Genomic DNA, 14898 nt, shown 5'->3' with positions numbered 1-14898 from the left:
TTGCCATGCTTTTAGGACTTAGTCTAACTTTGATAGCCTGTAGTGCACACAAGCGTGATTTACGATCAAAACCCTATGTCAAAGAAGTCTTTACAATGGGCACCTATATCAAAATCACCTCCTATGATAAAGGGCATGAAAAAGACATCGCTGCAGCACTTGCAATTGCGAAAGATTATGATAAGAAAACCTCGGTTAATCAATCTGGTAGCGAGCTAGACGAAGTAAATGACCAAGCCGGTATCAAACCAGTCAAAGTTTCAAAATCAGTTTATAAACTGTTGAAAGAAGCATATGACTATTCTGATGAACAAACTGGTTTTGACATGATGATTGGGGCTATTAGTAGTCTCTGGCATATCGGATTTGACGACGCTAGAAAACCAAGTCAAAGCGAAATTGATCAAGCTCTACCATTGGTATCTCATCGTTTAATTAAATTCGATGACAAAAAACAAACAGTCTATATCACCCAAAAAGGTGCCCAAATTGATTTGGGTGCCATTACCAAAGGTTATGTATCAGATAGGATGACTGATTATCTAAAAGAACATGGTGTGACAACAGCGATTGTGGATTTGGGCTCATCAAGTCTCTCTCTGATTGGGCATTCATATCGAGGAGATGATCAGCCTTGGACGATTGGTATCAAAGATCCCAATAAAGAGGTCTCTACCCAAGTTGGTCTCTTAGAGGCACAAGATGAATCTGTCTCAACCTCTGGTATCTATGAGCGCTTTTTAAAAGTAGATGGTAAAATCTATCCACATTTACTAAATCCCAAAACAGGCTATCCTTTTGATAACGATATTCAAAGTGTCACGATTGTCAGTAAAAAAGGGGTAGATGGTGATGCGCTTTCAACCACAATCTTTTCTTTGGGCACCAAAAAAGGTTATGAGTTTGTTGAGCAGCATAAAAACATTGAAGCAATTTTTGTTGATAAAGATAATAAAGTCTATGTTAGTAAAAATCTGAAAGAACGATTTGAAATTGATAAAAAATCAGAGTATCAACTTGGTGATATCGCTGATTTGAAATAATGCAGTAAGTCACAAGTGTAGCAAGGGAGAGACCTAATGAAAAAATTGAGACGTTGGTTAGTGAATATCTTTCTGATATTGTTATTAATGCTAGGCTTATTACTCATTTTTAACAAAGGTTTTCGAAATATGATTATGGCATGGAATGCCAATAAGTATCAGGTGACGAAGATTGATAAAAAAACATTGAAAGATAATGATAAAGATGGCGTCGGTGATTTTGATTTTTCAAAAGTGAATCCAATTTCCTTTGAAGATGTCATGAAGAATCAATTAAATGTCCAGAAATTACCAGTGATTGGAGGTATTGCCATCCCTGATTTGGGTATCAACCTACCGATTTTCCGTGGGATTGGCAATGTTGAGCTGACATACGGTGCTGGTACGATGAAACCTGATGCTGTGATGGGGAAAGGAAATTATGCCTTGGCAAGTCACCATATCAGCGGTGTGGCTGGTGCACCTCAGCTACTATTTACACCACTTGAGCGTGCTAAAAATGGTATGGTGATTTATATCACGGATAAAGAAAAAATTTATCAATATAAAATTCGTGATGTCCAAGTCATGACACCCGACCATGTCGAAGTGATTGATGATCATCCAGGTAAGAAAGAGCTGACACTGATTACTTGTGACGATATCGAGGCTGTTAATCGGATTATTGTCTTTGCAGATTACGTCAAGGAATTTCCTTTCGATACCGCTAAAAAAGATGTTAAAAAAGCTTTTGAAATGCGTTATAATCAATTTACTAATTTTTAAAGTGACTAAGAAAAGCCCTGAGTGTCTACTGAAAGATGCTAGGGCTTTTTAGTATAAGGTAAAATTATAAAAAGTGTGTTACTGTCAGAGTAAAGGAGATGAAATGCTTAAATTTGAAGAGAAGTTTCAGTATCTCAAATTGGTGCACTTGACTGTCATACCTGTTTTAGCTCTATCATTTTGACAAGTATGGTAACTTTTTATCGGTATCATTATCTATTTGTCATGCTTAAAAGTATCCCAATAACACTCTTTTAGTTATGGAGTCCAGTAATAGTTTACCCACTTATTATTCTAATGATAAAAAAGTTGAGACATCAATCAAACAAGAAATTTCTAAAAAATAGACTAGAAAATTGTGGATTCTGACCTACTTTTTTATTTTAGGGATTAATTTTTCTACTACTTGAGCGGCAATATCACCATACTTATGATGCCAAAATGAGGGTTGTTTTCAAATATTACTGTTTCTACACCTTCAGTCATTTATGTTATAATAATAGAGATGTCAAACAGGAAAAGAGAGTAAAATGAATCCATTATTACAAGGTATGAACGATCGCCAAGCTGAGGCGGTACAGACAACAGAAGGCCCACTTTTAATCATGGCGGGAGCAGGTTCTGGTAAGACACGTGTCTTGACTCACAGAATCGCCTATCTCATAGAAGAAAAAATGGTCAATCCTTGGAATATCCTTGCGATTACCTTTACCAATAAAGCTGCACGAGAAATGCGCGAACGGGCGTTTGACCTTAACTCTCGCACACAAGATACGCTTATCGCAACTTTTCATAGTATGTGTGTCCGTATTCTCCGTCGTGATGCAGACCATATCGGTTATAACCGCAATTTCACGATTGTTGACCCAGGTGAACAGCGTACCTTGATGAAACGTATTTTAAAAGAGCTCAATGTTGACCCGAAAAAGTTTACAGAGCGTACGATTTTAGGCACAATTTCTAACAGTAAAAATGATTTAGTTACTGCAGAAAGCTACGCTAAAAACGCCAACGATTTGTATTCAGAAATCGTCGCCAAAGCTTATAAACGCTATGAAACAGAACTCAAGCGCAGCGAATCTATGGACTTCGATGACCTTATTATGAACACGATTCTCCTTTTCGATAAAAATCCAGATGTTCTCGCTTATTATCAAGGGAAATTTCAGTACATCCACGTTGATGAGTATCAAGATACCAACCATGCCCAGTATCAATTGGTGCAGCTGTTAGCTAAACGATTTAAAAACTTATGTGTCGTAGGGGATGCAGACCAATCTATTTATGGCTGGCGTGGCGCTGATATGCAAAATATTTTGGATTTTGAGCAGGACTATCCCGAGGCTAAAGTCGTTTTGTTAGAAGAAAATTATCGCTCAACTAAAACAATCCTGCAAGCTGCCAACGAAGTTATCAATAACAACCAAAAACGTCGCCCTAAAAAACTCTGGACGCAAAATGCGGACGGAGAAAACATCATTTATCACCGGTCTGGTGATGAACGTGAAGAAGCCAATTTTGTTGCGGGGCAAATTAACCATGAACTGCAAGAAAACAAGCGGCAGTACTCAGACTTCGCTGTTTTGTATCGCACTAACGCCCAGTCTCGTGCCATCGAGGAAGCACTTCTTAAATCTAACATTCCTTACACCATGGTCGGTGGCACTAAATTCTACTCTCGTAAAGAGATTCGTGATATTGTAGCGTATCTCAATGTCATTGCCAATGTTCGTGATAATATCTCTTTTGAACGAATTGTCAATGAACCTAAACGTGGTGTCGGTCCTAAGGCGCTTGAAACACTTCGTGATTTTGCGACCCAGCAAGATGTTTCTTTGTTGGAAGCAGCGCGCGATGTGACGCTCAGCTCGCTTAAAGGCAAGGCAGCATCAGAACTCTTTAATCTAGCGCATATTTTACTTAATCTTGCTGATGATGTCGATCAGTTTACCATTACTGAGTTAGTCGAAAAAGTCCTAGATAAAACCACCTATAAAAAAGCGCTAGAAATTCAAACAACTAGTCTTGAAGCACAAAATCGTCTGGAAAATATCGAAGAATTCTTGACCGTTACCAAAAACTTTGATGACAAGGAAGCTGAAAACGCTGTTGAAGGCGAGACAGGTTTAGATAAACTTAGCCGATTCCTAAACGACCTCAGTTTGGTCGCAGATACCGACAGCTACGATGAAACGTCGCAAGTGACCCTCATGACCTTGCACGCAGCTAAAGGATTAGAGTTTCCAGTCGTATTTCTCGTTGGCATGGAGGAAGGCATTTTTCCACTCAGTCGGCAAGCCGAAGATGAAGACGAATTAGAAGAAGAACGCAGACTAGCATACGTCGGCATTACACGAGCAGAGGAAGTTTTGTATATGACAAATGCGAGTTCCCGCATGCTCTTTGGTCGCTCGAGCTATAATCAACCATCTCGTTTCTTGCGTGAAATTGACGACGATTTATTGACCTATACCGGTCAAGCGAGAAAAGCTAATACAGCCTTTAATACAACTTATAAAACAGCAAACTCAGGTACGACAAGACAATTTGGTTCAGGTGTCAGCTTAGCAGACGCTATTAAGGGTCGGAAATCTGCAGTATCATCGACTGCCTCAGTTTCAGCAAGACAAGGTGTTGTTGCTAAACCAGTCGGAGAGTGGCACATCGGCGACACCGCCCACCATAAAAAATGGGGGGATGGCATGGTCTTAGATGTTTCAGGCACAGGCTCTAACATGGAACTAAAAATCGCCTTCCCAGAAGTCGGCTTGAAACGATTGTTGGCGCAGATGGCACCGATTGAAAAGGTTGAAAAGTGACTAGGTATGAATGATCTTAGGAGAATAAATGAATCAAATCAAATGCCCACATTGTGGGGAAGTATTTACGGTTGATGCATCTGGTTTTGCGGACATTTTAGCCCAGGTTCGGACACATGAGTTTGAACAAGAAATTCATACGCAATTGGCAAAAGAAAAGGAATTGTTAGCTGTTCAAGCTGAGGTCAAGTTATCTGAACTTCAAAATCAATTGGAAAAAGCTAAATTGGAAAATAAAAATTTGGCAGCATCAAAGTCAGCTGAAGTGAAATTGGTTGAAGAACAAACCAAAGCAGCTTTTCAAAACGAATTTTCAGAGTTAAAAGCTCAGTTGGCAACTCTGGAATCGCAAAAAGAATTAGTCTTGCAACAAACGATTTCTGAGAAAGAAAAAGAATTAGCCGAGGTTGCTCGCCAGCGTGATGCGGTCAAAACGAAGCTCATTTTGGCAGAGAAAGAACAGGAAATCGTACAAAATGCGGTCAAAACAGAATATGAAGTCTTACTCAAAGCTAAAACTGATGAAGTCGAGTTTTACAAAAATTTCAAGGCACAACAATCCACTAAAGCCATTGGCGAAAGTCTCGAGAATTTTGCTGAAAATGAATTCAATAAAGTGCGCGCCACCATGTTTCCAAAAGCTTATTTTGAAAAGGATAATGATGCTAGAACAGGCAGTAAGGGCGATTTTATTTACCGTGAACATGATGAATATGGCAATGAAATCATCTCCATCATGTTTGAAATGAAAAATGAAGGAGATGAAACTGCAACCAAGCATAAAAACCGAGATTTCTATAAGGAATTGGACAAAGACCGCAACGAAAAAAATTGTGAGTATGCTGTCTTAGTGACCATGCTAGAATCCGATAATGATTATTTTAATACTGGGATTGTGGATGTTTCGCATGAATATGCTAAAATGTATGTTGTACGCCCTAATTTTTTTATTCAATTAATCGGCTTATTGCGTAATGCTGCTATGAATTCACTGGATTATAAGCAAGAGCTTTCCTTAATTCTTGAGCAAAATATTGATATTACGACATTTGAGTCGGACTTAGATATCTTTAAAACAGGCTTTACTAAAAATTACAATTCAGCAAGCAAAAATTTCGCCAAGGCAATTGATGAGATAGACAAGTCAATCAAACGAATGGAAGAAGTTAAAAAAGCACTTTTAACCAGTGAAAATCAGCTGCGTTTAGCGAATAATAAATTAGAAGATGTATCGGTCAAAAAATTAACTAAGAAAAATCCAACCATGGCTGAGAAATTTGCCAATCTAAACAAGGACTCAAAATGATAGTTAACGGAATTTTAAATATCTATAAAGAAGCGGGCATGACGAGTCATGATGTCGTTTTCAAGCTACGTAAGATTTTACAGACGAAAAAAATTGGGCATGGTGGGACTTTGGATCCTGACGTGACTGGCGTTTTGCCGATTGCTGTCGGCAAAGCGACGCGCGTGATTGAGTACATGACTGAGGCCGGAAAAGTCTATGAGGGGCAAGTTACCCTAGGCTATTCGACGGAAACAGAGGATGCAAGTGGTGCAGTGGTCGCATCTACTCCCGTTCTAAACATGCCAACGACGACAGAGATTGATGCTGCCATGGCCGACTTTGTCGGCGAAATTAAACAAATTCCACCAATGTACTCAGCTGTTAAAGTCAATGGTCGAAAGCTCTATGAGTATGCGCGTGCTGGTGAAACAGTTGACCGACCGGAGCGACAGGTTGTAATCTCAGAGTTTGTCAGAACCTCTGAGCCCACTTTTGATGCGGCAAATGGACTGGTTAGATTTGATTTCCGTGTTGTTTGTAGCAAGGGGACATATGTCAGAACTCTGGCTGTTGATTTGGGTGAAAAACTTGGCTTTGCCAGTCATATGTCTTACTTACAGCGGACAGCATCAGCTGGCTTGACGATTGACAAGGCATTTAAATTATCAGAAATTGAGCAACTTAAAGCCGAAAATCGGATAGATGAGGCTTTCTTACCTATTGAATACGGTATCTCTGATTTAGAAAAAGTTGAATTGACTGAGGCGCAAGTTTCAGAGATTGGTTTTGGGCGTTTCGTCAAGGTTACTGCTGAGAACAAAATTGTCGCAGGTATTCAAAACGGTCAGCTTATCGCAATATTAGAACAAAGAGATGGTCAACTTTACAAACCTAAGAAAGTAATCAAATGAAAGTGATTAAATTTAACGAAAAAAATCTCGATTCAGCCCCAACAATACTTGTTTTAGGGTATTTTGATGGTCTGCATCGCGGACATCAGACCTTGTTTGATAAGGCACGTGATTTGGCAGCTGAAAAAAATGCCAGTATTTCAGTGCTGACGTTTCCTGAGAGTCCGGTACTTGTTTTTAAAAAATTTAATAAAGATTTATTTAAACATCTGACATCACCAGATAAACGCCTAGCACTTTTTGAAGAAATGGGTGTTGATTTCCTTTATTTGACAGATTTTACCAGTCATTTTGCTAAGTTAACCAGCCATGATTTTATTCAAAAGTATGTGAGTCATTTGACTATCGCTGCGATAGTTGTTGGCTTTGACTACCAATTTGGTTCAGACCATGGCGACATCGGTCAGTTTTCTGATTATGAGTCTTACCAGATTGCGCAAGTGTCAGATGCAGGTGAAAAGATATCATCAACTAGAATTCGTCAAGCGATTCTTGATGGTGATGTCAGCCTTGCCAATCAACTTTTAGGCTACGATTATGAGGTATCTGGGATAGTCGTTCATGGTGAGGCAAGAGGGCGCACCATTGGTTATCCGACTGCTAATATCGAATCTAAACATTACCAATATTTACCAGCTATTGGTGTTTATATTGTCGATATTGAGGTTTCTGGTGTACGTTACCGTGGCATGGCCTCTATTGGCTATAATGATACCTTTGGTGGTAAGAATAAGACACTTGAAGTCAATATTTTTGATTTCCATGATGAAATTTATGGTGAAACAGTAACAGTGTATTTCTTAAAACTGATTCGTGGTATGATTAAGTTTGATGGTGTTGATGCTTTGATTACACAAATGAATAGTGATGAAAAATTATCTCGTGAGTTTTAAAATTGGGTTATTTTGGCTATCAAGCAAGCTGATAAAACATATCTCAAGTCTGAGGACTTGAGTTTTTTATTGCCTACAATAAAGACAAGGCGATTAAACTTGACATGATAAGCTAAAAACAGCATAATGAACCATGAGACTTGTTCAAAATCAAGAAGAAATGAAAGAATATTAATGAAAAAAGTTAGTTACAAACCGAGCTCAGCCTATGTCCATATACCATTTTGTACGCAAATTTGTTATTATTGTGACTTTGCTAAGGTTTATATCAAAAATCAACCAGTAGATGCTTATATTACGGCACTTTTGGAAGAAGTTGCTACAGAAAAAATCTCTGAACTTAAGACCCTTTATATTGGTGGTGGCACACCAACGGCTTTAACTGCTGACCAACTTGACAGATTATTAGCGGGTTTGACTCAAAATTTAGACCTGACGACGTTACAAGAATTCACAGTGGAGGCTAATCCGGGTGATTTGTCAGATGATAAAATTGCGGTTCTGAAAAAAAATCATGTCAACCGAGTTTCGCTTGGGGTGCAGACTTTTAATGACAAACTTCTCAAGAAAATTGGACGTAGTCATAACTCGCAAGATGTCTTTGATAATGTGGCAAAACTTCGAGCAGCAGGCTTTGATAATATCACAATTGATTTGATTTATGCGCTGCCTGGTCAGACCATGGCTGATGTCAAAAAAGACATTGAAAATATTCTGAGTTTAAATTTACCACACGTTGCTCTATATTCACTGATTCTTGAAAACCACACCATTTTCATGAATAAAATGCGTCGTGGTCGACTTGATTTACCAAGTGAAGATACCGATTTTGAGATGTATAATTATATTATTGATAGCTTGCAAGCTGCGGGGTATGCGCATTATGAGATCTCGAATTTTGGGAAAACTGGTTATGAGAGTGCGCATAACCTCATGTACTGGGATAATGCAGAATATTATGGATTTGGTGCAGGGGCTAGCGGATATGTTGATGGTGTGCGCTATAAGAACCATGTGCCAATTCACCATTATCTGCAACATACGGATAAGCAAGCTGTCAAAGAAAAACTCACGCAGAAAGAACAGATGGAGGAGGAGCTCTTTTTAGGCTTACGGAAAAAATCCGGTGTGAATACGCAACATTTTTCTGAAAAATTTTACCAAGATTTTGACTCAATTTATGGACAAATAGTTGCTAATCTGATAGAAAAGCAATTGCTTGAAAAATCAGGAGAACAAATTTTTATGACACGTCAGGGCTTAATGCTTGGTAATGATGTATTTGAGGCGTTTATACTAGACGATGACTAGATTTTTTTGATATAATGTAATAATGAATATGATGCGAAAACATTTGAAGCCGCCAGGGATTTTGCTGGCTCTATTTTTCTCACTAGCCTTTGTTGCGCTTTTTCTTAAGTTAAATATTACAAAAAATAACAATACTGGAGATGATACGGTTACGATGGTATCTCTGAATCATGATGTCGACCTTAAAAAGCCGATTATCGATATTTCTGGTTGGCAATTACCGTCAGAAATGGACTATGATACTTTGTCACAACAGGTCAATGGTGTTATTGTTCGTGTGCAGCATGGCATTAGTATGAAGAAGAAAAATAATGCTGCTTTTGAGAATGGTAAAGATAAGGCGATGGATACACATATAGAAGAATTTCAAAAACGTAATGTGCCAGTTGCTGTCTATGCCTTTGTCAATGGTAATTCTGAATCTGAGATGCGCAAGGAAGCCCAGAAATTTTATGAGCGTGCTGAAAAATATAAGCCAACTTATTGGTGGTTAGATGTTGAAGAAGTGACGATGCCAACAAATTTTAATCGAGGCATCGAGGCTTTTCGAGATGAATTAGCTAAACTTGGTGCTAAAAATATTGGTATCTATACACAAGATTGGTTTATCACAGCCAATCAATTAGATGTTACGCCTTTTAGCAGTGTTTGGTTGGCACATTACGGTGGTGATACGGGGTATTGGGATACATCACCTAATACAACTATTCCCTATGATTTGCATCAATATACCAGTCGAGGTCGTCTTAATGGTTTTGCGGGGGATCTAGACTTTAATCGCGTCACAAATATTGAAGACTATAATAAACTCTTTAATCATGGACAACCTATCAAATAACTAAAACGCCAATTTCGGCGTTTTTTTGGTAAAATAAGAGTATGTTAACTTACACGAAAAAATATACAGTTCCTTACTATGAAACTGATGCTAATGGCAACATGAAATTACCCAGTCTTTTCAATATTGCCTTGCAACTATCTGGTGAACAATCTCATAATCTCGGCATTAGCGATGATTGGTTAAAAGAAACCTACAATTACGCTTGGGTTGTGGTCGAATATGATGTGACCATTCAGCGTTTGCCTAGGTTTAGTGAAATTATTACAATGGCAACATTCGCTAAATCCTACAATAAATTTTTCTGCTACCGAGATTTTGTTTTTTATGCTGAAAATGGTGACACGCTCCTAACGATTAATTCGACCTTTGTGTTAATTGATACCACGAGTCGAAAAGTGGCGCATGTCGAGGATGATATTGTCACCCCTTATCAGTCTGAGAAAATCTCGAAGATTGTTCGTGGTCACAAATATACGGACTTGTCAGATACGACACTTGAAAAAAGTTATCACGTGAGGTTCAACGACATTGACCAAAATGGGCATGTCAATAATAGTAAGTATTTTGACTGGATGACAGATGTCTTGGGCTATGACTTTTTGAGTAGCCATGTACCGTCAAGAATTCATTTGAAATACAGTAAGGAAGTACTTTACGGCACTACCGTGACATCACGTGTGGACTTGGTGGGACTGCAATCGTTTCACGACATTACATCGGAAGGTAAGCATGCTCAGGCTGAGATGACTTGGAGAAAAAAATAAGATGACGACATACAAAGGCTATTTGATTGACTTGGACGGTACGATTTATCTTGGAGAAGACCGGATTGAAGCGGGAACACGATTTGTCAAACGTCTGCAAGAAAAAAATATCCCATATTTATTTGTGACCAATAATACAACAAAAACACCGGCACAAGTTCAGGCAAGACTGCAAGAGAAGTTCGATATTACAACTTCTGAAGACACAATCTATACTGCGACTCTAGCAACATTAGAATATATGGATGACATGGCAAAAGGAAAGACAGCATATGTCATTGGTGAATCGGGTCTCAAATCTGCGATTTATGGTAACTACCAACGGGATACTGAAAATCCTGCTTATGTGGTCGTAGGGCTAGATAATGACTTGACCTATGAAAAATTGACGCTAGCAACGCTTGCGATTGCCAAAGGTGCCATGTTTATTGGGACTAACCCTGACTTAAATATTCCAACAGAGCGTGGTTTATTACCTGGTGCGGGCAGTATCAATAAATTATTGGAAGTTGCCACACGGGTCAAACCGATTTTCATCGGCAAACCAAATGCAATTATTATGAATAAAGCCGTTGAGCGAATCGGGATTGCTCGACGTGACCTCTTGATGGTTGGTGATAATTATTTGACAGATATTCGAGCTGGTATTGATAATGATATTGATACTTTGCTTGTCACGACAGGGTTTACCGGAGCAGAAGAAGTACCAGATTTACCGATTGCACCAACGCATGTTGTCGCAACATTGGATGATTGGGTAATGTGAGTAGCGATTTATGAAAACTAAAGCTCAATTTTTGCTGACGATAATTTGGTCAATTTCGGCTAGTGCTACTCTCACGATTTTAGCGGCGATTCCTTTATTTCATAGTCTTGTCAATATTTTTCAGTTACCAGAACTGACCTATCTGAGTGAAAAAACGATTAGCTATAATTTTGATAAATTGATGCGTTACTTGCTTAACCCGGTTATCTCAAAGCTAGACATGCCAGATTTTACGAGTTCACAGGCAGGATTGAAACATTTTGCTGATGTAAAGCAACTCTTTCTATTAGCCATTTTGCTAACCGTGATTTTACTGGTTCCGACATTTTTGTTTATCAAGAAAAAACGCTATATCCAGTTCTATCAAGGTATAAAAATTTGCCTAGTCATTCCAGTTTTTATCGGAGTTATGGCTTTATTCGGTGGCTTTGACTCGATTTTTATTAGTTTTCATCGTATTTTTTTTCGAGATGCCACCTGGCTTTTTGATCCTGCCACAGATCCAATCATTAACATCCTACCCGAAAACTATTTTATGCTATGTTTCATGATTTTTGGTGTGATTTACATGGTATTTTGGTCTTACTTATTGCTCAAAACGAAAAGGAGTTTTTCAAATGAAAAAAATTAATTTAGTGATTATCACTGGGATGAGCGGTGCTGGTAAAACGGTCGCCATTCAATCTTTTGAGGACATGGGCTACTTTACAATTGATAATATGCCTGCGAACCTAATTGAAAAATTTATTAGTTTATTGACAACTTCTGAAAGTTCAGATATTGATAAAGTCGCAATGGTAGTGGATATGCGGAGCCGTAGCTTTTTTGATGCCTTATCTGACATAGTCAATGACCTTTCAGATAATCCACAAGTTGATTTTAGATTGCTCTTTTTGGATAGTTCTGATGGAGAATTGGTTGCGCGCTATAAAGAAACGCGCCGTAGTCATCCTCTTGCTGAAGATGGTCGTGTTTTGGATGGTATCATGCGAGAACGAGAATTATTATCACCTTTAAAATCATTTTCACAAAATGTGATTGATACGACAGAGTTAACACCTAGAAATCTGCGCTCACAAATTATTCAACAATTTGCGACTGAAAATACTAAAGCTGCCTTTAGAATTGAAGTCATGAGTTTTGGATTTAAGTATGGTCTGCCTTTAGATGCTGATTTAGTGTTTGACGTCAGATTCTTGCCTAATCCGCATTATGTACCAGAATTACGTAATCAAACAGGACTTGATGATGCCGTTTATCATTATGTCATGGATGCACCAGAATCAGAGGCTTTTTATCAAAATTTGATGACCATGCTCAATCCGATTATTCCGGGTTATGAAAAAGAAGGAAAATCAGTGCTTATGATTGCTGTTGGCTGTACTGGCGGACAGCATCGAAGTGTCGCTTTTGCTAAACGTATCTCAGAAGAACTAGCTACTAATGGCTGGCTAGTTAATCTCAGTCATCGTGATAAAGATAGAAGAAAGGAAACGGTAAACCGCTCATGAGAAAGAAAAAAATTGTTGTCATTGGCGGTGGTACAGGTATTCCAGTTATTCTAGCTTCTTTGCGAAAAGAAGATGTCGAGTTAACAGCGATTGTGACGGTTGCTGATGATGGTGGGAGTTCAGGCAAATTAAGAGGCAAACTTGATATTGCACCACCCGGTGATTTACGTAATGTGCTAGTTGCCATGAGTGATATGCCTAGCGTGTATGGGCAGATTTTCCAATATCGTTTTAGAGCTGAGGATGGTCCACTTAGTGGTCATCCTATTGGCAATTTAGTTATCGCAGGCGTTTCTGAAATGCAGGGTTCGACTTACAATGCCCTTAAAATTTTATCTAAATTTTTCCATGTGCAAGGTCGTATTTTGCCTTCAAGTGAATCAGCTCTGACTTTACATGCCGTGTTTAAGGATAAAACAGAAATCGTTGGTGAAAGTCGGATTGCGGATTATTCAGGCACAATTGATCATGTTTATGTGACTAATACCTGTAATGAAGAACAGCCAACTGCGTCTCGCCATGTTGTTAATGCGATTATGACAGCAGATATGATTGTTATGGGGCCAGGTAGTCTTTTCACGTCAATTTTACCAAATGTCGTCATTCCAGAAATTCGAGAGGCACTTGTGAGAACCTTAGCTCAAGTTGTCTATGTCTGCAACATTATGACGCAACGTGGTGAAACTGAAAATTTCACAGATGCTGACCATGTTAGAATCTTGCATGAACATGTCGGTGTACCTTTTATTGACACAGTTTTGGTTAATGTTGAGCCAGTTCCAGATGCCTACATGAATTCCAATGAATTCGACGAATATCTCGTCCAAGTGACGCATGATTTTAAAGGATTACAGACTCAGAATGTCCGCGTGATTTCCGCAAATTTCTTGAAATTAGTAGACGGAGGTGCCTTCCATAATGGTGACGCAGTCACTGAAGAAATCATGAGAATTAGTGAGCGTCGCAGTCAATGAGTTTTTCAGCTGATGTGAAGAAAGAATTGACCCAGTTAAAAGGGACAGACGGAGTTATCATCGCACTCATTCGAATGAATGGTGTCCTCGGACTTTCAAACGGTTTGACACTCTCTGTGACGACGGAAAATGCCACAACCGCACGCTATATCTATGCGACCTTATCAGAAGAATACGGCATCAAATCTGTCATTCAAACACACCAAAAGACCACCCTGTCTAAAAATCGCGTTTACACCTTAATGGTGACAGACAATGTGTCAGAAGTCCTCGACCGTTTTGAGTTGGCGGATAGTCTTTTACTTGATCATGGGGTCCCTGATACTGTTAAATTCGACGAAAGAAAAGCGATTGGCTACTTACGTGGCGCTTTTTTGAGTAGTGGAAGTGTGACAAATCCTGAAAATGGCAAGTATCATCTAGAGATTGCCTCATATTATGAGGAACATGCGTCTGACTTGCAGTATTTACTTGAAAATTTTGATATCGCAAGTAAAATAATTGCTCGTAAAACGCGAGTTATCACCTACCTATCAAATTCCGAGATGATTATAGATTTCCTCAGCCTCATTGGGGCCAATGCCGCGAGATTTAAGTATGAAGATGCTAAAATCGTCCGCGAAATGCGCAACACAGCTAACCGTCAGACCAACTTTGAAGCAGCAAATATTGGAAAAACAGTCAACGCAGCCCAGTCTGCGATTGAAGATATCAAATTCTTACAAAGTCATGGCAAGTTACCAGATAATTTGCGTGAACTAGCAGTCACAAGAATGGCAAATCCTGATGCGACAATTGTCGAGTTAGGACAAAAATTAGCGATACCGTTAGGCAAATCAGGTGTCAATCATCGTTTAAGGAAAATTAAAGAATTAGCCAGTCAACTTCGTCAGACCCTCTGATGAAGTTTTTTTGATAGGAAAAAACTCATCATATCATAATTACTTGCAAAAATACGAACTATTAAAGTAAAAGTGATAACAGAATATATATAAAAACTTGTAAATTTCTT

At 38.7% G+C, this 14898-nt stretch carries 14 protein-coding genes; all 14 read left to right on the top strand.

Going from position 1 to position 14898, the window contains the following annotated elements; translation table 11 throughout:
* The first annotated feature begins 5 nt into the window (after window positions 1-5).
* The 14 genes from RR45_RS02390 to whiA all read left to right on the top strand — a co-directional run bounded on the left by RR45_RS02390 (window position 6) and on the right by whiA (window position 14788).
* Window positions 6-1043 (top strand): FAD:protein FMN transferase, encoded by a 1038-nt coding sequence (locus RR45_RS02390; RefSeq protein ID WP_031365660.1) that lies wholly within the window; start codon window positions 6-8, stop codon window positions 1041-1043.
* Between the two features lie 36 nt (window positions 1044-1079).
* Window positions 1080-1808, top strand: a complete 729-nt coding sequence (locus tag RR45_RS02385; protein WP_031365659.1) for a class A sortase — start codon at window positions 1080-1082, stop codon at window positions 1806-1808.
* Between the two features lie 530 nt (window positions 1809-2338).
* The gene (pcrA, locus tag RR45_RS02380; RefSeq protein WP_031365658.1) at window positions 2339-4627 is read left to right on the top strand and encodes a DNA helicase PcrA; all 2289 of its coding nucleotides are present in this window, start codon (window positions 2339-2341) and stop codon (window positions 4625-4627) included.
* A gap of 28 nt (window positions 4628-4655) precedes the next feature.
* The gene (locus tag RR45_RS02375) at window positions 4656-5933 is read left to right on the top strand and encodes a DUF2130 domain-containing protein (protein WP_031365657.1); all 1278 of its coding nucleotides are present in this window, start codon (window positions 4656-4658) and stop codon (window positions 5931-5933) included.
* Window positions 5933-6826 carry a tRNA pseudouridine(55) synthase TruB gene (gene truB / locus RR45_RS02370; protein ID WP_031365656.1) on the top strand — a complete coding sequence of 298 codons (894 nt, stop codon included), beginning with the start codon at window positions 5933-5935 and terminating at the stop codon, window positions 6824-6826. The genes RR45_RS02375 and truB overlap by 1 nt, the downstream gene beginning before the upstream one ends.
* Window positions 6823-7719, top strand: coding sequence for a bifunctional riboflavin kinase/FAD synthetase (locus RR45_RS02365; RefSeq protein ID WP_031365655.1), 897 nt, complete (start codon window positions 6823-6825; stop codon window positions 7717-7719). Before truB ends, RR45_RS02365 begins: the two co-directional genes overlap by 4 nt.
* Before the next feature lie 174 nt (window positions 7720-7893).
* Window positions 7894-9030, top strand: a complete 1137-nt coding sequence (gene hemW / locus RR45_RS02360; protein WP_031365654.1) for a radical SAM family heme chaperone HemW — start codon at window positions 7894-7896, stop codon at window positions 9028-9030.
* A gap of 31 nt (window positions 9031-9061) precedes the next feature.
* Entirely contained in the window at window positions 9062-9868 is an 807-nt protein-coding gene (locus RR45_RS02355) for a glycoside hydrolase family 25 protein (protein WP_031365653.1), read from the top strand.
* A gap of 41 nt (window positions 9869-9909) precedes the next feature.
* The gene (locus tag RR45_RS02350) at window positions 9910-10635 is read left to right on the top strand and encodes an acyl-ACP thioesterase domain-containing protein (RefSeq protein ID WP_031365652.1); all 726 of its coding nucleotides are present in this window, start codon (window positions 9910-9912) and stop codon (window positions 10633-10635) included.
* A 1-nt stretch (window position 10636) separates the two neighbouring features.
* The gene (locus RR45_RS02345) at window positions 10637-11401 is read left to right on the top strand and encodes a TIGR01457 family HAD-type hydrolase (RefSeq protein ID WP_031365651.1); all 765 of its coding nucleotides are present in this window, start codon (window positions 10637-10639) and stop codon (window positions 11399-11401) included.
* A gap of 10 nt (window positions 11402-11411) precedes the next feature.
* Window positions 11412-12032: a TIGR01906 family membrane protein gene (locus RR45_RS02340; protein ID WP_031365650.1), complete on the top strand. Its 621-nt coding sequence runs from the start codon at window positions 11412-11414 to the stop codon at window positions 12030-12032.
* Window positions 12019-12912: an RNase adapter RapZ gene (gene rapZ / locus RR45_RS02335; RefSeq protein WP_031365649.1), complete on the top strand. Its 894-nt coding sequence runs from the start codon at window positions 12019-12021 to the stop codon at window positions 12910-12912. Before RR45_RS02340 ends, rapZ begins: the two co-directional genes overlap by 14 nt.
* On the top strand, window positions 12909-13886 hold the full coding sequence (locus RR45_RS02330; RefSeq protein ID WP_031365648.1) for a YvcK family protein: 978 nt from the start codon (window positions 12909-12911) through the stop codon (window positions 13884-13886). The genes rapZ and RR45_RS02330 overlap by 4 nt, the downstream gene beginning before the upstream one ends.
* Window positions 13883-14788: a DNA-binding protein WhiA gene (whiA, locus tag RR45_RS02325; RefSeq protein ID WP_031365647.1), complete on the top strand. Its 906-nt coding sequence runs from the start codon at window positions 13883-13885 to the stop codon at window positions 14786-14788. Before RR45_RS02330 ends, whiA begins: the two co-directional genes overlap by 4 nt.
* The last annotated feature ends 110 nt before the right edge of the window (window positions 14789-14898 follow it).

Source organism: Pseudolactococcus chungangensis CAU 28 = DSM 22330 (assembly GCF_002441885.1).
GTDB lineage: Bacteria > Bacillota > Bacilli > Lactobacillales > Streptococcaceae > Pseudolactococcus > Pseudolactococcus chungangensis.
The sequence above is the reverse complement of the archived record's forward strand: the minus strand, read 5'-3'. Positions and strand labels throughout refer to the sequence as shown.